The sequence below is a fragment of the Alkalihalobacillus sp. BA299 genome (assembly GCF_017745675.1).
Lineage (GTDB): Bacteria > Bacillota > Bacilli > Bacillales > Bacillaceae_F > Alkalihalobacterium.
In genome coordinates this window covers 1-22271 of the sequence record NZ_JAFLJM010000025.1, presented here as the reverse complement: position 1 = coordinate 22271, position 22271 = coordinate 1, and the positions used below count along the sequence as shown (strand labels likewise).

Below are 22271 nucleotides of genomic sequence, written 5' to 3'. Positions count from 1 at the left end.
AGCTATAGAAAAGTAAGGTGAGAAAAAATGAAGGGAAACGAACGCTATTCTAGACAAATGCTGTTTTCACCAATTGGTGAAGAAGGGCAAATTAAACTGTCGCAAAGTCGTGCTCTTATTGTTGGAATGGGGGCACTTGGAACGGTACTCGCTAATCACCTCGTTCGAGCTGGAGTTGGTTTTGTTCGAGTTATTGATAGAGACTATGTTGAAATGAGTAATTTACAAAGGCAAATGCTTTTTACTGAAAAAGATGTGGTAGAGGCGCTTCCGAAGGCGATTGCTGCTGAACAAAAGTTAGCACAGATTAACTCAAATGTAAAAGTTGAAGGAATAGTTAGTGATGTAACATTGCAAAATATAGATGAATTCATTGAAGGTATGGACATTGTTCTTGATGGGACCGACAACTTTCAAACCCGCTTCCTTTTAAATGACATTTGTTTTAAAAAAGGAATACCTTTTGTCTATGGAGGTGCAGTCAGCTCAAGAGGGATGTCGGCTTTATTCGTGCCGGGTGAAACCCCTTGTTTACGTTGTTTTATTAAAGAAGGAGAAACGGGTGGGCAAACATGTGATATGATTGGTGTTATTTCTCCTGTTGTTGACATAGTTGCTTCTTACCAAGTGGTAGAAGCTATGAAGTACTTAGTTGGAGCAAAAGAACAACGCCGAAGTCTCATGACATTTGATGTTTGGCGAAATCATACATATGAGCTTAAATTTACTGCAGCAGATAAAGAATGTCCAACTTGCCAACAAAAAAAATATCCTGCTTTAGAAATGGGTAAAGACCAAGTAACTTCTCTGTGCGGGCGTGAAACGGTACAATTCCATATGAGGAAAGTCTTTGATTTAAGTGAGTGGGAAACACGGTTAAGTAAAGTAGCGTCCGTCCAAAAAACACCCTTTTTATTACGAGCTCAATTAAATGATGGTGGAAAAATCGTACTATTTTCAGACGGTCGTGCACTTGTACAAGGAACTGAAGATATAGCAAAGGCGAAAGCCATTTATTCGAAGTATATTGGCTTATAGTTCCTTAATATAGTATTGTAACAAAATTGCCATGAATGCAACGTTTTCAAATCCCTAAAAAGTTTGTGAAATAATATACAATCAAAGTGTATGGTAATCCAAATGAAGGGTGGCATTTTAATGAACAACTCAAAAAGCAGTCGCGTAGTAATTATTGGTACAGGTTTTGTAGGATCGAGTTATGCCTATGCACTCCTTAATCAAGGTGTTGCTGATGAAATGGTATTAATTGATCTCAATAAAGAAAAGGCTAAAGGAGATGCGATGGATTTAAACCATGGCTTACCTTTTTCAACACCGATGAAAATCTGGAGTGGAACATACGCTGATTGTAAAAATGCCGATTTAGTAGTCATTACTGCTGGAGCAAACCAAGCACCTGGGGAGACAAGACTTGATTTAGTAGAAAAAAACACTGCAATCTTCCATAAAGTTGTTACTGAAGTGATGAAATCTGGGTTTGATGGTATATTCCTTGTGGCTACAAATCCAGTAGATATATTAACCTATGCAACGTGGAAGTTTTCAGGCTTACCAAAAGAGCGCGTAATTGGTTCAGGAACGATTTTAGATACAGCGAGATTCCGCTTTTTGTTAGGGGAGTATTTCGATGTTGATTCAAGAAATGTTCATGCTTATATTATGGGGGAACATGGAGATACTGAATTACCGATCTGGAGTCATGCAGACATTGGTGGAAGATCGATCTTGGGCTATGTAGAGGATGACCAATCGAATATAACGAAAGAAGGATTGGATGAAATCTTTGTCAATGTTCGAGATGCTGCTTACCATATTATCGAACGAAAAGGTGCAACCTATTACGGGATAGCGATGGGGCTTGTTCGATTAACGAAAGCTATTTTGCGAAATGAAAATTCAATCTTAACTGTATCAGCCTTACTAGAAGGCCAGTACAATTTAAATGATATTTATATTGGTGTACCTGCTGTAGTCAATCGAAACGGAGTTCGAGAAATAGTTGAATTAGATTTAAATGTGGAGGAGCAAGAGAAGCTTCATCATTCTGCTACGGTATTAAGGATAGCGATGGAACCGGTCATTAACTTCAGTAAATAGAAAGAGAATAAGTTCAACGTGAAATAGGCAAATTATGAGCGAAGGAGGAGATTTACTTGATATCTAGAATATTCATGCTCATTATTGTCTATATTGCCTATCGTTTTCGATATCGAATTTTAAACGTATTACTTGGACAAAGGTGGATTAGAAAGACTGCAGTGCAGTTGACGATGAAAATTCCAGGTTTAAGAAAAAAGTTTATGTCAGAAATGATGTTTGGCCCAAAAACAGGAGCCATGAATAACTCATAATTTATAGTCATACGAGGCACTGTCAAGAGCGGCAGTGCTTTTTATCATATTTATGTAAGTGCTGAAGGAATAGATTAAAATTGATATAATATGGAAAGAAAGGGGGGCGTGTTTTTGCAGTGGAAAACAATTTGTTTTGATCTAGATAATACATTATTCAGTCATGAAGAGGCTTTTGAAAAGGCCATTTGTTATTGCTTTGAACAGCTACAGCAGAAGTGGTTAGAAAAAAACGTGATAGAAAATCAACTTGATCTTTCGACGTGGTTTAATTCTTTTAAGAGATATAGTGATATATATTGGAAAAAATTCGAAACCAAAAAAGTTGATGCGAAGACATATCGTCGTTTACGTTATCACGATACGATGAAGGAGTTTGCATTACCGTATACTGATGAAGAAGCAGATGCATTTCATGCCCATTATTATGATATTGTGGATACTTTTAGTGAACCTTATGAAGGATTGTTCGAACTAATGAGTGTACTGCAACAAAGTGGGATTATCGTTGGAATTATAACGAATGGTACTGCAGATACTCAATATCGAAAAGTAGAAAAGATTGGCTTAGCTAGCTTCATTAGTAACGACCAAATTTTTATATCCGAAGAACTAGGAGTGGCTAAGCCAAGCCGGAAAATTTTTGATATAGCTTTACAAAAACTTGGGGAAACTAAAGAAAAATTATTTATTGGGGACTCTTGGGAGCATGATATCTGCGGTGCTATTGATGCGGGGTGGGATGCGATTTATTTAAATACAAGAGATAAGCCATCTGCTACAAACCATCAACCGCTGGCAACTTGTCAGAAGCTAACGGAAGTATTGAATGTACTAAGAGATGACCAATCAATGAAAGGGTGAGGGGAAATGGACGCTTTGCAGCAGGATTTTTTTTATTGGCAACTTGTCCACCATCTTGTCATCCAAAAAGGAATGCGAGTTATTGAAGTAAACCCAAGGTATAATGAGGTTTGGTTGGAAGAAGAAGACGATAAGCTCCCTAAAGTCATACGAGTGCTTCGAGTAGACATGAACTGGAGTAATCGATTAAAAGATGATATGCAAGCCACTCTAGTGAAGTTCAATGATTTACGTAGACAACTCAGCTTTCGTAAAATGGTAGCGGAAAATATTTATGTCTCTACTTATGGTCCTGTTGACTCATGGGAACATTTATTTTTGGAACCGTTAACGGTAGGTCAACACAAAACGGTCATGCATTCCTATTTAATTGAAGCGGATTACGATAAGAAAGCTAGAGAACTTAAACGGTTGCACCTTTTTTTAATGAATACTAAACCGATAGAAGATATGTTTATTGAAGAAATTGAAGTTGAGATTAGACGTTTGAGAACTGAGGTTTTAACTAAGGCAGAAGAGCGATTACATGCTGAACAATCGATTTTTACATATGGAAAGCCGGTACTTACATATTTCTTCTTACTTGCAGTTGCCATCATGTTTGGAGTTCTTGAATGGAATGGTGGCAGTATGAGAATTGCAACTTTAATAGAATATGGGGCTAAATATAACCCTCTGATTGAAGCTGGAGAATATTGGCGACTTATTACAGCCATGTTTTTACATATCGGTTTTATTCATTTTTTTATGAACTCATTAGCACTTTTCTATTTAGGTAGTGCGGTTGAGAAGATTTTCGGAAGCTTGCGTTTTTTATTTATCTATATGATTGCAGGCATATTTGGTTCAATATCTAGCTATGCCTTTAACGAGCAAGTGGCTGCGGGTGCATCAGGTGCTATATTTGGTTGCTTTGGAGCCTTGCTGTTCTTTGGTGTAAACCACCGAAAACTATTTTTTCGAACAATGGGAATGAGTGTCATTGTTATACTTATTATTAACATAAGTTTAGGATTTCTAGTCCCGATGATAGATAACAGTGCACATATAGGAGGGTTAATTGGTGGATTTCTAGCTTCTTTTGTCGTGCAGCTTCCTAGTCAAAACGTCCGAATGAGACAATTTCTTTTTTTTATAATTGTCGTTATATTAGGGTATGGCTTATTTACGTTTGGAATGATAAATGATCAAAAGGCGGGAGAACCAATGATACACCTGCAGTTTGCTCAAGAATTGTTGGAGGAAGAAGAGTACGAAGAAGCCTATTCGTTATTATTATCTTTGGAAGAGAGAAATCTTGACTTACCTGAATACTATTTTTTGTTAGGATTTACAGAAGTACATTTAAGAAATCTTAAAGATGCTGAAAAGAATTTTATTCGTACTGTTGAGTTACGACCTGAATTTCATGAAGCACATTATAATCTTGCACTTATATACGTACAGATAGATGAAACTGAAAAGGCCTTTCAAGCTGTGAATCAAGCATTAATATATTCACCCGAGAAAGAGCCTTACGTTCAATTAAAAGAAAAATTAAAACGGTAAGATTTTTAGATGGTGTACCTTTTCTCCTTTTAAGGTTTGGAAAAGGATGATAAAGTGATCATTGTTGTTAGATAGTAATATGAGTGGCATGGTACTTCCTGCTGGCTGTATTCCTAAGTGATGTTGGTCTTGTACACCAGCAAAGTATTCATTATAAATGCTCTCCCAAATCTTATGAATAACAAGTCTCGATTGATCTTCAGAAAGATTTGGTAGAGGAATCTCTTTATATTTACAAATGGTAGTTAGTGGAAATGTCATATAGTGATCCGTATTAATATTATATTCACTTAACATGTCATTCCAAATATAGGTTAATTGTTGTTCGACAATATAATCGAGAATTCTTTTTCCCTCCCACTCCTTCTCATCTGAGGGCTCTTTGAATGATTGAATAGGAGCTAGTGGTGAATCAATTACGTATAGTTCGTCACAACTAATCGATAATCGACTTTTTATATCATCATTTGGGTAATGAACTTCAGAATGGTGGAAAGTTACGGCTTGGAAATGACCGCTATCTTCCCCATTGATCGTTTTTCTATTATTCATATCTTGTTTATTCTTATCCCATTTGGACATGACTTGAGTCAACCTACCATCTTCAAATAAAAAAGAGAAGTCTTTCCTAAAATATGCTTCTTTAGTTAATTGTGAAGAAACACTCCAATCGATGAAGTATTCATCTTCATCTTCAATGGTAAGAAATCGCAGAGATGTACTAGCGTTTATATATTCTACTTGCTCATCAATTGGTTCAAATGTAAGTGTTTCAAGAAATGTTGGTTTTCTGTCGAGAAAACTAATAAATAGAATGACAAAAATACTGAAGAAAATAAAAATAGCAATTCGTTTTTTATTCATATGCTACCTCCGGTGGACAGCCTATTATTCAGTTATGTTTATGTAAGAAATTTACTGAATATGTTAAAAAAGTTTATGAATACTGCCTAAAAAACGAAAAGGAGTTTAACGATGGAAAAATTTAATGTACAAAATGTGATCAAAACACTTGAGGAGCTTGTTAACATTCCTAGTCCTTCCGGAAATACACAAAAAGTGATTACAGCTGTAGAAAATTGGTTAAGACCATTAGGAGTAGAGATGAAGAAAAATCGAAAAGGTGGATTAATTGTGACACTTCCTGGAGTAGATGAAACGATGCATCGAATGTTAACTGCTCATGTCGATACGTTAGGAGCAATGGTTAAAGAAATAAAAAATGATGGACGTTTAAGCTTAACAATGATTGGTGGATTCAGATGGAATGCAGTTGAAGGTGAATATTGCAAGATCGAAACAAGTGATGGAAAAGAATATACAGGAACAATTCTAGTTCATCAGTCTTCTGTACATGTTTATAAAAATTCAGGTGAAGTAAAGCGCGATGAGAAAAATATTGAAGTTCGTATAGATGCACCAGTTAAAAATGTAGAAGGAGTTCGTAAGTTAGGGATTGAAGTTGGAGACTTCGTTTCATTTGAACCAAGATTCCAAGTCACGGATCAAGGTTTTGTGAAATCACGTCATTTGGATGACAAAGCGAGCGTTGCAATTTTAATGAATATTATTAAAGATGTTATCGAAGAAAAACGTCCATTACCTTATACAACCCATTTTTTAATTTCAAATAATGAAGAGATCGGCTATGGTGGAAATTCAAACATACCGCTAGAAACCGTCGAATATATAGCAGTGGATATGGGAGCGATTGGTGATGGACAAGCAACAACTGAATATTGTGTTTCGATTTGTGCTAAGGACTCTAGTGGACCTTACCATACAGGACTTAGAAAAAAACTAGTTCAAATTGCAAAAGATCAAAAATTAAACTATGCCGTTGATATTTATCCATTCTATGGTTCTGATGCGTCGGCAGCCATTCGATCTGGTCATGATATTATTCACGGCTTGGTTGGTCCAGGCATTGATGCTTCTCATGCCCATGAGCGTACCCATACTGACTCATTAGAAAATACGTCAAAATTAATCTATCATTATTTATTTTCAACAATGAATGAAAACAATTAATAATGGAAATATGCAATATTGATTTACGAAATAATGGTGTCAGGCATCTCCAAGTGCCTGACATATTTTTTTTGCATGAAAGTCGCTATATTTGTGAAAAATATGCAGGAAGTGGAGGCGATTTCCTTGGCAAAAAAGAAAGTAATACACCCTGTTTCGAAAAAGATCGAGGAAAATATTAAATATTTGAAAGAAGCGCTTGGTGTAGATAAAAGTTTTGACATCATTCACCTTGACTTAGAGTATGCAGAAATTCCGATGGCGCTTTTTGTTGTTGATGGATTTGCAAAAGATTTCTCATTAACACAAATTCAAAGAGAACTCCTTTTACTTAAGCCTGAAGATTTACAGGGAAACGCATTAAAAGCGCTTACGCATACACATATCCCGTATGTCGAAATTGATACAAATGATGATCTAGATGCCATTGTTGACGATGTGTTAGCCGGACAAGCTGCTTTAGTAGTAGATGGATTAGATCAAATTATATTATTGGACACGAGAACTTACCCAGTAAGAGGTCCTGAAGAACCTGATACAGAACAGGTGATACGTGGGGCGAAAGACGGCTATGTTGAAACATTAGTACAAAATGCTGCATTGACTCGTAGAAGAGTTCGAGACCGAACGTTACGAATAGAATATAAGCGTGTCGGTAGAAGGTCAAAATCAGATTTGTGTATTGCCTACATAGAGGATATTGCTGATCCTCAAGTTGTTAATAAAATTAGTCAAGCACTTGATAAAATTGATACAGACGGGTTGCCTATGGGAGACAAAACAATCGAAGAATTTATTTTTGGACAGCATTTAAACCCATATCCTATGGTCCGGTATTCTGAGCGTCCAGACGTCGTTGCTGCCCATTTGTTTGAGGGGCATGTTGTGATTATGGTAGATGGGTCTCCAAGTGTTATGATTACGCCGACAACGTTTTGGCATCATTTACAACATGCAGAGGAATATCGACAAAAACCAGTTATCGGTGCAGCATTAAGAGCTGTTCGCTTTGCAGCTGTGTGGGCTTCGATCTTTTTGCTGCCTCTTTGGTATTTATTTGCAACCAATCAACATCTATTACCGGAAATGTTTGCTTATATTGGACCGAATGATGTAGGACAGGTTCCTATATATGCCCAATTTTTATTAGCTGAAGTTGGCATTGAAATGTTGAGGATGGCTGCTATCCATACGCCAAGTGCACTAGCGACTGCGCTTGGATTAGTCGCAGCGATATTAATCGGAGAAGTCGCTATTAATGTCGGGCTATTTTCTCCAGAGGTAGTTTTATATTTAGCGGTTGCTGCAGTTGGCTCCTTTGCCACTCCAAGTTATGAATTAAGTCTTGCCAATCGTTTAATTAGAGTTCTTTTATTAATTAGTACAGCCATATTTGGTTTAGGAGGTTACTTAGTAGGAACAGTATTATTTATACTATTACTAGTTAGGATGAAAGGGTTTCAAACACCATATTTATGGCCGTTTCTTCCTTTCTCCTACCAAGGGTTTCGTGATGTTTTGTTACGTTCACCGATACCTCTCAAGGACCGTAGACCACCTGCTATACACCCACTTGATCCGGATCGATAAATCCTTATAATAATGTAAAAATGTATAAGAAAAAAAAGTAAGCTAAGCTCTGTGCTCAGCTTACTTTTCATTTATGTGGAACTCCATTTCATAGAAGCTATCTTTTATAAAAATGTCTGATTTATTAATGGCTTGATTTTCAGTTGCTATGACGAGACCGATCGGTGTTTGTTCATTCGCATTGACAACTGTAAATGGAATATTATGTTTATTTGCTTCTTTCACATAGTTCGAATAAAGTGAGTAAGATAGATTTCCATTAATATATAGATGGATATTATTTGATTTACTTAAGAGAGTAACGGCCTGGTCATACATCCCTTTATGAATAACTTGTTTTTTTGTTAAAGCGAGATGAATTCTTTCAATAATAGTTGTAAGAAAAATATTTCGTTCTTCTGGTTTAATTTCAGGATTACCGTAAAGTCCACGGTTAATAATATCCTTTAGTTTGTCTTCCATAATACACTCCTTTTTGTTCCTCCAATGTGTTTGGTGTCTTTTTCACTTTTTTCTTACATATAGTGATAAAAACAGCTTGTTTCACTAATTGTAGAAGGAGGATTTATAATGATTAATGGGATGATAGCGATATTTTACAGTGTATTCATAGGGATCGCGATTGGCGGTTTAATGATATCTAAAAGGCTTATGCCAACTCAATTGCAAGTGTTTCTCACAACGGTATTCTTTGCATTTACGGTTTATTTAGGTTTTCTTGTTGGCCGTTATTTTGAGACCATTTTAGCTCTTCGATTTATTGAAATTTTAGTAGGCATTGTCCTTTTAGCAATAATAATCCTTGCGTTTATGAACTTTCATCCGATGATGGGCTATTTTCATAAGCAATCTCGAGTATTGTGGAGCATTTTATTTTTATTATTTTTTCTTTTTGGTATCGAGTGGAAAATTCGTGAAGTAAGCATATGGCTTCATGTAGTTTCAGTCATCTTCTTTTATTTTGCCATCCTCTTAGGTCAAATTATTCAATATATTGTGTTACAAAAAACCAGGCGAATAGAGTTTGTGTCTTATTTACCGCTAGTTTATTTTCTCATCATTGCGATAATTAAATTATTTTAGGTTTTTTTGATGTGACAAATTAATCAACAATTGTATAGTGAACTACTTGTTGATTAGAAAGAAGTTGATATAATGAGGAAGGTAGGTGAAAAGATGAAAACATTTTATGATGTTCAGCAATTACTAAAAAAGTATGGTACTTTTATTTATACAAAAGACCGTAGTGTTGATGCGCAGATGATGGAAGACGAAATACGAGAGCTGTATGAGTTAGGTATGGTTGATAAGCAATCTTTTCAAGAAGCATTACTTATTTTAAAAAAAGAACAACGGGAACATCAGAAAGGGTGATTCGATGACTACTCAATGGTATGTAGGAGTAGACCTTGGTGGTACAACGATAAAGTTAGCTTTTGTTGATTCATATGGTGATATTGTCTATAAAGGAGAAGTGCCTACAAACACCGATAATGAAGGTAGTGAAATTACTACAGATATTGCGAAATGGATTGACCAATCATTAGTGCATCTTGGTGAATCTAAAGATCGATTACATTCAATTGGCATGGGTGCGCCAGGCTTTATTAATATGGAAACAGGTTATATTTATCAAGCAGTAAATATTGGGTGGAAAAATTTTCACTTAAAAGATCGTTTGGAAATGGATGCGGGTCTCCCTGTCATAGTTGATAACGACGCTAACATTGCCGCATTAGGAGAAATGTGGCGTGGTGCAGGGGACGGAGCTAAAAATTTACTTTGTGTCACATTAGGGACTGGAGTAGGCGGCGGTATTATTGCGAATGGTAATATCCTTCATGGTGTCAATGGAATGGCTGGTGAAATTGGTCATATAACTGCGGTGCCAGAAGACGGTTATCCATGTAATTGTGGAAAGACAGGATGCCTGGAAACTGTAAGTTCGGCAACGGGAATTGCAAGAATTGCAAAAGAATTGGTAACAGATTTCCCCAATAGTTTGTTAGCCAATGAATATAAAAAAGAGGACAAGATGACAGCCAAAATAGTATTTGAAGCGGCTGAGAACAACGATGAATGTGCATTATTGGTTGTTAATAAAGTTACATATTATTTAGGTTTTGCACTTGCCAATTTAGCAAATGCGTTTAATCCAGAAAAAATAGTCGTTGGTGGTGGTGTTTCGAAAGCAGGGGAAACATTAATTAAACCATTAGAAAAAGCATTTCAACAATTTGCCTTACCCCGTGTTGCCGAAGGAGCTTCTATTGTAGTAGCAACATTAGGAAATGATGCTGGTGTTATTGGGGGCGCATGGTTAGCTAAGACACAAAAATAGACAAAGACTGTAGTAAGCTAATTAACGATCAATCAACCACTAACATATAATAATATTAACCATATAACAAAATGGTGCATTGAAATGTACTTGAGAAAGAAAACTAAAAGTAATTTAGATATATTTAAAGGGGAATTTACATGGAGAATTATCGAGTTGAGCGTGATTTAATTGGTGAGAAAAAGGTTCCTACTGAAGCATATTACGGTATACAAACGATGCGTGCAAAAGAAAATTTTCCGATCACAGGCTATCCGCCTCATCAAGAATTAATCAGAGCTTTCGGTTTTGTAAAAAAAGCAGCCGCATTAGCCAATCGGGATGTAGGGGCGTTAAACCCACAGATCGCAGATGCGATTGTCCAAGCAGCGGAAGAGGTTATAGAAGGGAAGTTTAACGACCATTTTATCGTTGACGCTATTCAAGGAGGAGCAGGCACATCTTTTAATATGAACGCAAATGAAGTGATTGCCAATCGGGCAATTGAATTTTTAGGTGGAAAAAAAGGTGAGTATTTAAAAGTTAGTCCAAATACTCATGTGAATATGGCTCAGTCAACAAATGATGCTTTCCCAACCGCTATTCACATTGCCTGTTTGAACTTGGCGAAAGGATTAACCAAGGAGTTAGAAGAATTAATCGAAGCCTTATCCAAAAAGGAACAGGAATTTGACAATGTTATAAAAATGGGTAGGACTCACCTTCAAGACGCAGTTCCTATTCGTCTCGGTCAGGAATTTGGTGCATATCGCAGAGTAATCAATCGGGATTTACGACGGTTAAGTGGCTCACTAAGTGAGTTATATAAAATAAATATGGGAGCAACAGCTGTAGGAACTGGATTAAATGCTATGCCAAAGTATATCCAAAAAGTGGCCAAGTATTTAGCGGATATAACGGAGTTACCGTTTGAAACCGCAGAAGATTTAGTCGATGCTACACAGAATACAGACGCATACACAGAATTGTCCAGTGCATTAAAGATATTAGCCATCAACTTATCAAAAATGGCAAATGATTTAAGGTTGATGAGCTCTGGTCCACGAACAGGAATAAATGAAATTAATTTGCCAGCACGTCAACCCGGTTCTTCCATCATGCCTGGGAAAGTAAATCCGGTAATGTGTGAAGTTATCAATCAAATTTCATTTCAAGTCATTGGAAATGATCATACGATTAGTCTAGCTTCTGAAGCTGGGCAGTTGGAATTAAACGTAATGGAGCCAGTTTTAGTATTTAATTTACTTCAATCGTTATCGATCCTACAAAATGGCATTAAAGTATTCAAGGAATTTACGATTGAAGGGATTACAGCGAATATTGAAAAGTGTAAGGAGATGGTTGAGCGTAGTGTTGGTATTATTACTGCGATTAACCCACATGTAGGGTATGAAACAGCAAGCAGAATAGCGAAAGAGGCTATACAAACAAATCGACCTGTAAGAGAGATTTGTATCGAAAGAGGAATTCTTTCAGAAGAAGAATTAAATGAAATTTTAGACCCTCGAGAAATGACCAATCCTGGAATAGCAGGAGCAAAATTTATATATAATTAAAAGATCTCCTTCTTCACTTAACGGATGAAGGTCAAGGGAGTAACAAAGCTTAGAATCAAAAAGGAATAAATAATGAAGTCAAGGGGTGCTTTGGCATCCCTTTTCCTGTCGATTAAAAAACTAGAGCAATAGTTCATTAAATAGTTGTAAAAAACTTGTAATATTGGATGTTATTACATGTTAATATATATTTAAATATGAAATTAAACGGAGGTTCAAATGAAAAGTAAATCTCTGTTTTTCGTGTTAACTTTCCTTATCTTACTTTCTATCGGATGTACTACGAAAGATAAAGACATATTAGATCACCCTAAAAAAAATTATAATTTGATTCAAAAAAAGGTAAATGTATTGACTGAAACGACTTTTCAAACGCCGCTTCAAGTTAATCCTTATAGCTTTGTTGAAATAAGTGATTGGTACGATAGTGAATCTGTTCTGCTATTAAGAGATGAGAATGCGATATCTTATATTGATCAAGTTAACTTAAAGACAGGAGCAACAACTGAATTTTTTCAAATTGATGAGCCAATTCTTTCAGTAGAAGCTAATTATGATTATTCCTATTTTGCTGTTCAAACGTCAACTTATGAGTTAACTTCGCCACTTTACTTTATAGGTAAAGATGGAGAAGTGGTTTATAAATTAAGTGAGATTGGTGAAGATTTTTCGCTTTTCTGGAATCCTTACAAACATGATGAACTTATTATTATTTCTTTTCTTCCTGATTGGGAATTCGATGTGTATCAATTGAATCTAAAAGATAAAAAGTTAGATCAACTTGATCAAGAAAAGATGTACTTTCAATGGCTGAATGAAGATGAAGTCGCCTTTCTTGAATGGTCATCTTTAGCTCCAAGCTTTTTTGCACCAATATATAGTTATAATTTTAATACGAACAATACAGAAAAGTATCTAGATGAAGTTATTGCATTTTTCACATTCCCCGAAAATATTTTAATTGCAGTTCATGTAGATTCAATTGATGCTGAGAATTCGCTGTATCAAATTTTTCAACACCAAAAAGTGATCGGAGAATTGGAAGTTCCAACGTTAAATACGTACTCAGAGCAATGGTGGATTCCGTTTCACCAATATGATGCAAATGAGCACTTCTTTTATTACTTAAAACCATTAAGTAGTGGAGATTTTTTTAGTTATGACAATCCTTTTGAATTGACAAAGTATAACGTGGAAAAGGGGACGGAACAAAAGATTATGGATGTCGACCTTCAAGCCCCAATAAAACTTTCTCCTGATGGAAAGTGGATGTTATATGGAAATCAATATGAATGGTTAATCGATCTTACGAATAAAACGATTCACTCCTTAATAGAATGAACGTTGTCTTATGTGTTGTAATCTATAAAAATTATGTCATAATGAAAAAGAGAACATTTAATAAAAGTTTATATGAGTGACTAGGGGTGCCTATTTTTGTAGGCTGAGAAAAAGGAATCCTTTTACCCTCGAACCTGATCTGGTAATCCCAGCGTAGGAAAGTCGAAGAGTTGATAACTATCAATATCTAGCCGTAATCCGTCGTTGGGTTACGGTTTTATTTAAATATTTACGTTGAGGAAGGGAGACGATTAGAGCATGAAAGATTTTAAGTTATATACAATTACTGGCGAAGAGTTTCATCCAGGTAGAGATTTGTTGACCGTGATGGAAAAAGCCATACTTGGTGGTTCAGACATTATTCAATTACGTGATAAAACAAATTCAAAAAAAGTAGTCTTTGAAAAAGCGAAGAAACTTAGAGAGTTAACGCGCAAATATGAGGTAACTTTTATTGTAAATGATCATATTGATGTTGCGTTAGCAGTAGATGCTGACGGCATTCATATCGGACAAGATGATTTACCTATTGAAGAGGCGAGAAAGATAGTTGGTAAAGATAAAATTATTGGTCTTTCTACACACGCAATCGAAGAAGCGCGTGAAGCTGAGCGTGCTGGTGCAGATTATATTGGTGTAGGTCCTATATTCCCGACCAAAAGTAAAGTCGACGTCGTTGACCCAGTAACTACGGATTATATCCGCCAAGTCGTAAAAGAAATAACGATCCCTTTCGTTGCTATCGGTGGCATAAAGCTTCATAATGTTGATCAAGTATTAGAGGCTGGAGCTACCCGTATTTGCGCAATTAGTGAAATTGTTGGAGCAGACAACGTTGAATCTGTTTGTCAACAATTCATAGAAAAAATTAAGCAAAAGGTGAATATATAATGAAGCTTTATATTAACGGAGAAATGGTGGAATTAGAAGTTAAAACGCTAGTAGATATTGTGAAACATTACGGATTAGAAGAGAATTTAGTTGTAACTGAAGTGAATGGAGAAATCGTAGATCGCAGCAACTGGGATGATACAGCGATCGAACCGGAGATGAAAATAGAATTAGTTCATTTTGTTGGAGGAGGATGATCATATGAACAGTAAAGATAAATTAATCATCGCAGGAAAAGAATTGTCATCTCGCTTCTTTATTGGGACAGGGCGGTATCCTAATCCATTTGTACAAAATGAAGCGATTAAAGCATCGGGTTCAGAAGTACTCACATTTGCGATTCGCCGTGTAAATTTAGAAGCTCCAGATGAAGATGCGATCTTACAGCATTTAGAAGGACAAACATTTACATACTTGCCGAATACGTCAGGAGCAAAAACAGCAGAAGAAGCGATTCGAATTGCCCGTTTAGCAAAAGCGAGTGGCTTAAGTGACTGGATTAAAGTAGAAATTAGTGTCAATGAAAAAACGTTATTACCTGATCCAATTGAAACATTAAAAGCAACAGAAGTTTTAGCGAAAGAAGGTTTTGTTGTCCTACCATACACTTCTGACGATCCTGTATTATGTAAAAGATTAGAAGAAGCGGGAGCGGCTGCAGTAATGCCTGGTGGTGCTCCAATTGGAACAGGCTTAGGTATTTTAAACCCTTATAATTTATCGTTAATCGTTGAAGAAGCAAATGTTCCAATTATTGTTGATGCCGGACTAGGTTCTGCAAAGGACGTTGTTCAAGCAATGGAATTAGGTGTTGATGGAGTGTTAATGAATACACCTGTTGCTAAAGCAAAAGACCCAGTGAAAATGGCGACAGCGATGCGATATGCCATTGAAGCTGGCCGAATGTCGTATTTAGCAGGTCGAATTCCACAAAAACGGTATGCAACAGCAAGTAGTGCTTATGAGTCATTGATTTTGAAATAGAAAGAGTTGAATTTAAATGGGAGAACGGATTGTTGTACTAGGTGGGGGAATTATTGGTCTTGCAACTGCTTTTGAATGTAAAAGAAGAGGACATGAGGTTACTGTTTTAGAAAAAGTTGCATGTGGTGGACAAGCTTCAGGAGCAGCTGCTGGAATGCTTGCACCGTTTTCAGAAATTGGAGAAGACCCTGATGACTTTTTTAGGTTGTGCCTTGAAAGCTTGAAATTGTATCCGAAGTGGCAACAAGCAGTTAAAGAAATATCGGGGATTGACTTTGAATACAGTAATTCTGGAAGTTTACATTGTGTATATCATGAAGCTGATCTTTTAGCTCTTGAAACGAGACAACAATGGCAAGGACAGTTTGGGGCAACGGCTGAAATCCTTTATGGAGAAGATTTATTTAAGCTTGAAAAAGAGCTTTCTCGAGATATGATTGCTGCGATGTATTACCCTGAGGAAAGTCATGTATATGCACCAGATTACGTAAAAGCGCTAGAAGAAGGTTGTCGAAAGTTAGGTGTGCAAATATTTGACCATTTAGATGAAGTAACAGTGGATTGTTGGCAGTCTGAAATTTATGTGCGTGCAAAAGATGGAAAAACTTTTTCTGGTGATCGTCTAGTGATTAGTAACGGTGCGTGGGCAAAGGAGTTAGAAAATGTATTTGATCTGAATATCCCAGTCTATCCGATTAGAGGTCAAATTTGTGCCTACAATGTACCGGTAGGAAAAGTAAAACACATTATTTATACGAGTCAAGGGTATTTGGTTCCAAAGGGGAACGGAACACTTGTCAATGGGGCCTCTGAAGATATTGCAGGATTTGACACGACAGTAACTGAGAAAGGGATTCGTAGATTAACGAATTGGAATAAAAACGTATTACCATTTTTAGAAAATGAAGTTCCTTTTCACACGTGGGCTGGGTTAAGACCGGCGACTCAAGACGGATATCCGTTAATCGGTAGTCTGTCGAATGCTTCTCAAATCATATTTGCAGCTGGACATTACCGCAATGGAATTTTACTAAGTCCAGTGACTGCACATATTGTTGCCGACTTGCTCGATAAAAAACAAGCGATTGTACCACTAAAATCGTTCGCACCTGAACGTTTCAGTTAAATGTGTTTAACTTTTTGAACACCCTTATTATGTAAGAACAACCTCTAAGAAAGGATAGATCGTCATGAACAAAGCACTAACAATTGCAGGCTCTGACAGTGGAGGTGGAGCTGGGATCCAAGCTGACTTAAAGACATTTCAAGAATTAGGAACGTTTGGAATGAGCGTCATTACGGCGTTAACAGCTCAAAATACGTTGGGAGTCCACGGTGTATTCCCGCAATCCATAGAAGCAATTGAAGCTCAATTAGATGCGGTTCTTTCTGATATTGGAACGGACGCAGTTAAAACAGGAATGCTATTTTCTGCAGAGATTATTGAACTAGTGGCTGAAAAGCTAAAACAATATCATGTTAATAACGTTGTCGTTGACCCTGTAATGATTGCAAAAGGTGGAGCATCATTATTGCAGGATGCGGCTGTGGAAGCACTTATTTCTAAATTGCTTCCACTTGCTACTGTGATTACACCTAACTTACCTGAAGCGGCCAAAATATTAAAAATGAAAGAAATGACTACGTTGGCTGAGATGGAAAGTGCGGCTAAAAAATTACATGAACTTGGACCAAAGTATGTTGTTTTAAAAGGTGGGCACTTAGAAGGTAATACAAAATCAACAGATATTTTATATGATGGCCAGGAAATTATCCTTTTAGAAGCTGAACGTATTCGTACAAAAAATACGCATGGAACAGGTTGTACTTTTGCAGCTGCTATTGCGGCCCAATTAGCAAAAGGCGATGACATAACAGCTGCTGTAAAAACAGCAAAGGAATTTATTAGTGCAGCTATTACGCATTCATTATCGATTGGTGGAGGAATAGGTCCAACCAATCATGCGGCATATCGATTGTATCGTTAATTTCATTTGTTTGGCTGATCTGATGGAGGATATCCAATTGATCAGCCTTTATTTTTTAGTAAAGGATGGACAAATAATTAAAACTTAGAGACAATAAAACTGTTGAGCTACTATTTATTGAAAGAAGGAAGAGGAATAAGGTGGTCAGTTATGTATAAAGGAAATGCGGTAGTCATCGTATTACCACTACTATTAATGGGCTTTATTTTTTTCGGAGGTTATCATTATTTAAATACTTCCAATCAAATGACGAATGAAGACCTTGATAATGTGATAAGTTTTGCTATTGACGCGACTTCTAATGGAAGTACTCATACCATTATTGGAGATTGGGATTGGCAGAAGATGCCGGTAGACGGGGTATTAGGTGATGATTATATTGGAGTTAAATTAGTTGAAGAAGGACAAGAGCCATTTGATTTTGAGCTAATTAAAGGATCACACCTTGTTTTAAAGCATGGTGGTAATGAAATTTATGAAACTGAAGGAACGATCGTTAATGATGGAATTGTATTTACATTCCCTAATGAAATGCAAGAGCACATGGGATATGGCAATATGGGTTCCTTTGAAGTCGTAATCGTAGGTGAGGAATTTATTGGTCAGGAAATCTCGATTAGTTACCTTCACACATGGGATGTGCATGATGATGTTTCCTTTGATCGAGCACGTTTATCGAATGTAGATATAGATATTAATCATTGGGTTATTGAAAGATTTACGGCGATTCCACAACCATGAGAAAGGATAAGACAACATGATTAAAGGTTTGTCCTATCAAAATGGGATATTTTTTATTGGAAAAGAATATGTTGCTTGTGCTTATAACAACAATGGAAGAATTTCGGATTGGGTAAAACCACTTAATGTAAAAACGATTCTTCTTATGGTAAGTCAAGTTTTTACGTCGATGCCATGGCTGTTTAAATTGTTTACAATTATTTTCATGAGTCTTATTTTTGTGCCGAAATTATCCCCATTCTTTTTCGGGTTTACTATTTGGGATGGCTTACCTTATTATTTTCTGTTTTATTACATGTTTGGTACGCATTTTATATTTCCAAAGACGTTAAAAAAATATCATGGGGCTGAACATAAAGTTTTTAGTGATCGAGGGATAATAAAACAATCACGACTTTATCAAATACGAAAAGCGGCTATTACAAATCGATATTGTTCGACGAATATAGTTGTCATTTATTTTAGTTCGGTTATTTTAGTTTCGCTATTACTTTTTCCTTTTTTTACAGCAACTAAGGCCATTATGTGGGCTTCTTATCTTGCAGTTGTTCTTGTTATCTTAATAAATCTAACTTTTAATAAAAGGCCTATGCGATTGATAAGGCGGTTTGTCATTACTGTTTCTTATTATTTACAAAAGCAAGTGACAACAACTGAACCTGAACGAGTTCATTTAATGACGGCGATACGCTCTTATCGAAAATTAGCTAAACAAGAATTTCCTCATCTTATAGAGGAAAAGAAGATCGTAAAGAGGGAGGCGAAGAAATTGGCTATAGTCGATGTTACGATTATTCCGATTGGAACGAATTCACCGAGTGTTAGTCATTATGTTGCTGATATCCACCGAATATTAGAAAAATATGGTGATAAAATTAAGTTTCAATTGACACCTATGAGTACGATTATTGAAGGTGAATTACCAGTTCTTTTTGAGGTTATTCAAGCGATACATGAAGTGCCTTTTGAAGCTGGTGTCCAAAGAGTTGCGACCAATATTAGAATTGATGATCGTCGTGATAAGACAACAACACTTGCTGGAAAAGTAGCTTCTGTTAATGAAAAATTACAGACAAATAGCACTATTCAAGAATAGAAAGATAAAATTTAAATCGAGATAAAAAACACCCACTAGATCGCATGATTCACTTAACGATTTAGGGGTGTTTTTTTATATGTATGGCTGGGCTAGCAGGATTCGAACCTACGCATGACGGAGTCAAAGTCCGTTGCCTTACCGCTTGGCTATAGCCCACTGAGTTAACAGTTTTATTGTGTACGTTACGCAATGAAATATACAATTTTTTTATAAAAAATTTACTTTAATTGAGGGAGAATTAGTAGTATCTTAAAAATAACAGATAAAGCTAAGGTGGTGTTTATTTGAACGAGATTGAACAAAAAAGTTTACTACTTCTCGTTAAAGCTGCTAAACGGAAGGCTAGTGACATTCATATTGTCCCCAATCGAAAAAATGCTAGTATATATTTTCGGGTTCATCAAAATTTGCAGCTTATTGAAGAAGTATCAAAATCGATGTATGAGAAGCTTGTTAGCCATTTCAAATTTTCAGCCTCCATGGATATTGGAGAAAAAAGAAAGCCTCAAAGCGGTTCGATGGAATTTACATTTCACTCTGAACTCATTAGTTTACGTCTTTCTACTATTCCTACCCCGTTTCAGGAAAGCTTAGTCATTCGACTTTTACCTCAAAATGAAACATTAGCTCTTGAGCAGCTCCCTTTATTCTATAACGATTCTGTATTACTAAAGCAGTTAATTCAAAAAAGAAATGGATTAATTATCATAACAGGGCCAACGGGTTCTGGAAAAACGACCACTTTATACTCGATGCTAATGGCAGCTAAACAGTCAGAGCCATTGCATATTGTCACACTAGAAGATCCAATTGAAAAAAGGACAGAAGGCTTTATACAAATGGAGATTAATGATAAAGCTGGAATAACGTATAATGAAGGGTTGAAAGCGATCCTCCGCCATGACCCAGACATTATAATGGTCGGTGAAATTAGAGATAGCAGTACGGCTCAACTCGCTATTCGTTCCGCTATGACAGGGCATCTCGTTTTAACTACAATGCATACAAAAGATACCGTTAGTGCTATTTACCGATTATTAGAATTAAATATACCTTCACATGATATCGAACAAACTCTTGTTGGTGTTATCGCGCAAAGGTTAGTAGAAAGGGAGTGTCCATTCTGCAAAGAAAAATGTCAACTTTTTTGTGAAAAAGTAAATCGTAAAATAACCGCTATTTATGAAATGTTGCTGAGTGCTGAATTAGAAAAGGTGAAAAAAAGTATATTTCATATGAAGCCTTCATCTGTTTCATTTAGAACATTGCAAAAGCAATTGATTAAGGCATATGCTCTTGGATTTATAACCAAACACTCTTTAGAGAGGTGGGGCGAAAAGTAATGAAATGGGATAGGGATTTTAATGGTATTAAAAAAGCTGAATTTCTGCAACGGCTTGGCTATTTATTACAACAAGGTTATAGTCTTTCTGCTGGATTAGAACTTCTGCAGTTATCTCAAAGAGAACAAGTAAAAGTAAAAATAAGCGAAGTACTTCAGTGTCTAAAAGAAGGACAAGCAATATATCAAGCGATGGAAGGTTTGAAATTACCAAATGATATTAGTTCATTTATATATTTTTCAGAACAGATTGGCAGTGTACCTGATGGATTAATTGAAGCGGGAAAGTTGTATTTAAAACAAGAACAAATTAAAGAAAAAGTTAGTAAGTTAGTAAGGTATCCATTGTTTCTATTTTGGTTACTTTTAATTGTTATGATCATTATGGTCATATACTTGTTTCCTCATTTCAAATACTTATTTGAAACGATGTCCATTGAACTACCATTTGTAACGATTTTATTTCTTCGTTTTATCGATAGCATTCCTTTTCTGACACTACTGTTTCTCGTTTTCTTACTTATTGGATTTTCTTACTATATAATAAAATTTCGTCATTTCACTCCCCACAAAAAAATGACTTTGATATTAAGCATTCCGTTTCTTTCTTCGTTTGTTTCTGCAATTACTACTTATTATTTTTCCGTTCAATTAAGTAGCTTATTAAAAGGTGGATTGTCTATTTCACAAGCACTGAATATTTTTAAAAATCAAAGTGTTATTTTATTTTTTCAAGATGAGGCATCGTGGTTAATTCAAAGACTGAAGGAAGGAGAGGCACTTGTAGAAATTTTGAAAAGAAGGCCATTCTTCGAAGCTGAATTATCACTTGTGATAGAACATGGTCAAAAAAGAGGAGCACTTGAAGTAGAGCTACAACATTATAGTGATCATTTGTTTGTGTTAATAGAAGAACAAACAAAGAAGATGGTGATGATAATACAGCCGAGTATGTTTTTTGTTATAGGGCTCATTGTTTTATTGATGTTTTTATCGATACTAGTTCCTATGTTCGAGTTAATTAATTCTTTGAGTTAAGCTAACAAGAAGGTGATGGACGTCATTCGTTACCTTTTTCATATTTATGAAGGTAAAGTATTTTCTTCAAATCGTTTTATGTACATTACTAATAATGAACAAAAAACGATCAGTATTTGTTATCAGATATTATCCCAAAAATAGTCTTAAATATTTTTAAGAAAAAGACTTGAATAAAACTAATAAAAATGGTATATTATTATTCGTCGCTGATGAGAGATCGAAAAACAAGCTTAAAAAAATCCTTGACGATCACTTGTTAGTTTGTTATTATGATAAAGTTGCTGTTGAGCAGTGGATAAGTTCTTTGAAAACTGAACAAAAAGCCAAGCGAAACAAAGAGATACATGATATCTCGTCAATGTTTTAAAACGTCACAGTGATGAATGATCTTCGATTAAGAACGCGAATGTCCTGTTCGCAACATCGAAGCCACCACATCCTGTGGAAGTGAGCTTAATCAAACACTTTTATGGAGAGTTTGATCCTGGCTCAGGACGAACGCTGGCGGCGTGCCTAATACATGCAAGTCGAGCGGACCAATT

General features: G+C 35.9%; 23 protein-coding genes, 1 tRNA gene, 1 rRNA gene, 1 pseudogene and 1 riboswitch. Of the genes and pseudogenes, 23 read left to right on the top strand and 3 right to left on the bottom strand.

Going from position 1 to position 22271, the window contains the following annotated elements:
- The first annotated feature begins 27 nt into the window (after nt 1-27).
- From J0N78_RS22700 to J0N78_RS22680, 5 genes are all read left to right on the top strand, one after another.
- Nucleotides 28-1038 carry a ThiF family adenylyltransferase gene (locus tag J0N78_RS22700; RefSeq protein ID WP_209125376.1) on the top strand — a complete coding sequence of 337 codons (1011 nt, stop codon included), beginning with the start codon at nt 28-30 and terminating at the stop codon, nt 1036-1038.
- A 120-nt stretch (nt 1039-1158) separates the two neighbouring features.
- Nucleotides 1159-2118 (top strand): L-lactate dehydrogenase, encoded by a 960-nt coding sequence (locus J0N78_RS22695; protein ID WP_209125375.1) that lies wholly within the window; start codon nt 1159-1161, stop codon nt 2116-2118.
- A 56-nt stretch (nt 2119-2174) separates the two neighbouring features.
- Nucleotides 2175-2372: a hypothetical protein gene (locus tag J0N78_RS22690; protein ID WP_247747494.1), complete on the top strand. Its 198-nt coding sequence runs from the start codon at nt 2175-2177 to the stop codon at nt 2370-2372.
- A gap of 114 nt (nt 2373-2486) precedes the next feature.
- Nucleotides 2487-3236, top strand: a complete 750-nt coding sequence (locus tag J0N78_RS22685; protein WP_209125374.1) for an HAD family hydrolase — start codon at nt 2487-2489, stop codon at nt 3234-3236.
- 6 nt (nt 3237-3242) lie between these two features.
- Complete coding sequence (locus J0N78_RS22680) at nt 3243-4784, top strand: rhomboid family protein (protein ID WP_209125373.1); 1542 nt, start codon at nt 3243-3245, stop codon at nt 4782-4784.
- Here the strand turns inward: J0N78_RS22680 and J0N78_RS22675 are convergent.
- Nucleotides 4773-5648, bottom strand: a complete 876-nt coding sequence (locus tag J0N78_RS22675; RefSeq protein ID WP_209125372.1) for a hypothetical protein — start codon at nt 5646-5648, stop codon at nt 4773-4775. The genes J0N78_RS22680 and J0N78_RS22675 overlap by 12 nt on opposite strands.
- A 111-nt stretch (nt 5649-5759) precedes the next feature.
- Between J0N78_RS22675 and J0N78_RS22670 the strand changes: the two genes are divergently transcribed.
- Together J0N78_RS22670 and J0N78_RS22665 are read left to right on the top strand one after the other, a co-directional pair.
- A complete protein-coding gene (locus J0N78_RS22670) occupies nt 5760-6815 on the top strand; it encodes a M42 family metallopeptidase (RefSeq protein WP_209125371.1) in 1056 nt (351 codons plus the stop codon).
- Between the two features lie 126 nt (nt 6816-6941).
- Entirely contained in the window at nt 6942-8405 is a 1464-nt protein-coding gene (locus tag J0N78_RS22665) for a spore germination protein (protein ID WP_247747493.1), read from the top strand.
- Between the two features lie 60 nt (nt 8406-8465).
- On the opposite strand, the gene J0N78_RS22660 is transcribed toward J0N78_RS22665, so the two are convergent.
- Nucleotides 8466-8867, bottom strand: a complete 402-nt coding sequence (locus J0N78_RS22660; protein WP_209125370.1) for a YueI family protein — start codon at nt 8865-8867, stop codon at nt 8466-8468.
- Between the two features lie 108 nt (nt 8868-8975).
- Here J0N78_RS22660 and J0N78_RS22655 point away from each other — a divergent pair, with 108 nt between their 5' ends.
- From J0N78_RS22655 to J0N78_RS26440, 13 genes and pseudogenes are all read left to right on the top strand, one after another.
- On the top strand, nt 8976-9488 hold the full coding sequence (locus J0N78_RS22655) for a hypothetical protein (RefSeq protein ID WP_209125369.1): 513 nt from the start codon (nt 8976-8978) through the stop codon (nt 9486-9488).
- Between the two features lie 72 nt (nt 9489-9560).
- The gene (locus tag J0N78_RS22650) at nt 9561-9779 is read left to right on the top strand and encodes a YqgQ family protein (protein ID WP_209125368.1); all 219 of its coding nucleotides are present in this window, start codon (nt 9561-9563) and stop codon (nt 9777-9779) included.
- 4 nt (nt 9780-9783) lie between these two features.
- Nucleotides 9784-10746 carry an ROK family glucokinase gene (locus J0N78_RS22645; protein WP_209125367.1) on the top strand — a complete coding sequence of 321 codons (963 nt, stop codon included), beginning with the start codon at nt 9784-9786 and terminating at the stop codon, nt 10744-10746.
- A 140-nt stretch (nt 10747-10886) separates the two neighbouring features.
- Entirely contained in the window at nt 10887-12302 is a 1416-nt protein-coding gene (aspA, locus tag J0N78_RS22640) for an aspartate ammonia-lyase (RefSeq protein ID WP_209125366.1), read from the top strand.
- A gap of 219 nt (nt 12303-12521) precedes the next feature.
- Complete coding sequence (locus J0N78_RS22635; protein ID WP_209125365.1) at nt 12522-13643, top strand: YqgU-like beta propeller domain-containing protein; 1122 nt, start codon at nt 12522-12524, stop codon at nt 13641-13643.
- Nucleotides 13644-13715: 72 nt separating this feature from the next.
- A riboswitch (TPP riboswitch) is annotated at nt 13716-13820 on the top strand.
- 81 nt (nt 13821-13901) lie between these two features.
- Complete coding sequence (gene thiE / locus J0N78_RS22630) at nt 13902-14534, top strand: thiamine phosphate synthase (protein ID WP_209125364.1); 633 nt, start codon at nt 13902-13904, stop codon at nt 14532-14534.
- Nucleotides 14534-14731, top strand: a complete 198-nt coding sequence (thiS, locus tag J0N78_RS22625) for a sulfur carrier protein ThiS (RefSeq protein ID WP_209125363.1) — start codon at nt 14534-14536, stop codon at nt 14729-14731. The genes thiE and thiS overlap by 1 nt, the downstream gene beginning before the upstream one ends.
- Before the next feature lie 4 nt (nt 14732-14735).
- Nucleotides 14736-15518: a thiazole synthase gene (locus tag J0N78_RS22620; protein WP_209125362.1), complete on the top strand. Its 783-nt coding sequence runs from the start codon at nt 14736-14738 to the stop codon at nt 15516-15518.
- 16 nt (nt 15519-15534) lie between these two features.
- Nucleotides 15535-16644 carry a glycine oxidase ThiO gene (gene thiO, locus J0N78_RS22615; RefSeq protein ID WP_209125361.1) on the top strand — a complete coding sequence of 370 codons (1110 nt, stop codon included), beginning with the start codon at nt 15535-15537 and terminating at the stop codon, nt 16642-16644.
- A gap of 64 nt (nt 16645-16708) precedes the next feature.
- A complete protein-coding gene (gene thiD / locus J0N78_RS22610; RefSeq protein ID WP_209125360.1) occupies nt 16709-17506 on the top strand; it encodes a bifunctional hydroxymethylpyrimidine kinase/phosphomethylpyrimidine kinase in 798 nt (265 codons plus the stop codon).
- 150 nt (nt 17507-17656) lie between these two features.
- A complete protein-coding gene (locus tag J0N78_RS22605; protein ID WP_209125359.1) occupies nt 17657-18247 on the top strand; it encodes a hypothetical protein in 591 nt (196 codons plus the stop codon).
- Between the two features lie 16 nt (nt 18248-18263).
- Nucleotides 18264-18944: pseudogene (locus tag J0N78_RS26445) on the top strand (DUF1385 domain-containing protein); the annotation flags it as partial.
- A gap of 72 nt (nt 18945-19016) precedes the next feature.
- A complete protein-coding gene (locus tag J0N78_RS26440; protein ID WP_307794993.1) occupies nt 19017-19343 on the top strand; it encodes an MTH1187 family thiamine-binding protein in 327 nt (108 codons plus the stop codon).
- An 84-nt stretch (nt 19344-19427) separates the two neighbouring features.
- On the opposite strand, the gene J0N78_RS22595 is transcribed toward J0N78_RS26440, so the two are convergent.
- Nucleotides 19428-19502, bottom strand: a tRNA-Gln gene (locus tag J0N78_RS22595).
- A gap of 128 nt (nt 19503-19630) precedes the next feature.
- Between J0N78_RS22595 and comGA the strand changes: the two genes are divergently transcribed.
- From comGA to J0N78_RS22580, 3 genes are all read left to right on the top strand, one after another.
- Nucleotides 19631-20689 (top strand): competence type IV pilus ATPase ComGA, encoded by a 1059-nt coding sequence (comGA, locus tag J0N78_RS22590; protein ID WP_209125357.1) that lies wholly within the window; start codon nt 19631-19633, stop codon nt 20687-20689.
- Entirely contained in the window at nt 20689-21726 is a 1038-nt protein-coding gene (gene comGB / locus J0N78_RS22585) for a competence type IV pilus assembly protein ComGB (protein WP_209125356.1), read from the top strand. Before comGA ends, comGB begins: the two co-directional genes overlap by 1 nt.
- Before the next feature lie 469 nt (nt 21727-22195).
- Nucleotides 22196-22271, top strand: a 16S ribosomal RNA gene (locus tag J0N78_RS22580); the annotation flags it as partial.

Excerpts from the sequence above, each read along its gene's own strand:
- J0N78_RS22700 (WP_209125376.1), top strand. The coding sequence starts at position 28 with ATGAAGGGAAACGAACGCTATTCTAGACAAATGCTGTTTTCACCAATT.
- J0N78_RS22695 (WP_209125375.1), top strand. The coding sequence starts at position 1,159 with ATGAACAACTCAAAAAGCAGTCGCGTAGTAATTATTGGTACAGGTTTT.
- J0N78_RS22680 (WP_209125373.1), top strand. The coding sequence starts at position 3,243 with ATGGACGCTTTGCAGCAGGATTTTTTTTATTGGCAACTTGTCCACCAT.
- J0N78_RS22675 (WP_209125372.1), bottom strand. The coding sequence starts at position 5,648 with ATGAATAAAAAACGAATTGCTATTTTTATTTTCTTCAGTATTTTTGTC.
- J0N78_RS22670 (WP_209125371.1), top strand. The coding sequence starts at position 5,760 with ATGGAAAAATTTAATGTACAAAATGTGATCAAAACACTTGAGGAGCTT.
- J0N78_RS22660 (WP_209125370.1), bottom strand. The coding sequence starts at position 8,867 with ATGGAAGACAAACTAAAGGATATTATTAACCGTGGACTTTACGGTAAT.
- J0N78_RS22655 (WP_209125369.1), top strand. The coding sequence starts at position 8,976 with ATGATTAATGGGATGATAGCGATATTTTACAGTGTATTCATAGGGATC.
- J0N78_RS22650 (WP_209125368.1), top strand. The coding sequence starts at position 9,561 with ATGAGGAAGGTAGGTGAAAAGATGAAAACATTTTATGATGTTCAGCAA.
- J0N78_RS22645 (WP_209125367.1), top strand. The coding sequence starts at position 9,784 with ATGACTACTCAATGGTATGTAGGAGTAGACCTTGGTGGTACAACGATA.
- aspA (WP_209125366.1), top strand. The coding sequence starts at position 10,887 with ATGGAGAATTATCGAGTTGAGCGTGATTTAATTGGTGAGAAAAAGGTT.
- J0N78_RS22635 (WP_209125365.1), top strand. The coding sequence starts at position 12,522 with ATGAAAAGTAAATCTCTGTTTTTCGTGTTAACTTTCCTTATCTTACTT.
- thiE (WP_209125364.1), top strand. The coding sequence starts at position 13,902 with ATGAAAGATTTTAAGTTATATACAATTACTGGCGAAGAGTTTCATCCA.
- thiS (WP_209125363.1), top strand. The coding sequence starts at position 14,534 with ATGAAGCTTTATATTAACGGAGAAATGGTGGAATTAGAAGTTAAAACG.
- J0N78_RS22620 (WP_209125362.1), top strand. The coding sequence starts at position 14,736 with ATGAACAGTAAAGATAAATTAATCATCGCAGGAAAAGAATTGTCATCT.
- thiO (WP_209125361.1), top strand. The coding sequence starts at position 15,535 with ATGGGAGAACGGATTGTTGTACTAGGTGGGGGAATTATTGGTCTTGCA.
- thiD (WP_209125360.1), top strand. The coding sequence starts at position 16,709 with ATGAACAAAGCACTAACAATTGCAGGCTCTGACAGTGGAGGTGGAGCT.
- J0N78_RS22605 (WP_209125359.1), top strand. The coding sequence starts at position 17,657 with ATGTATAAAGGAAATGCGGTAGTCATCGTATTACCACTACTATTAATG.
- comGB (WP_209125356.1), top strand. The coding sequence starts at position 20,689 with ATGAAATGGGATAGGGATTTTAATGGTATTAAAAAAGCTGAATTTCTG.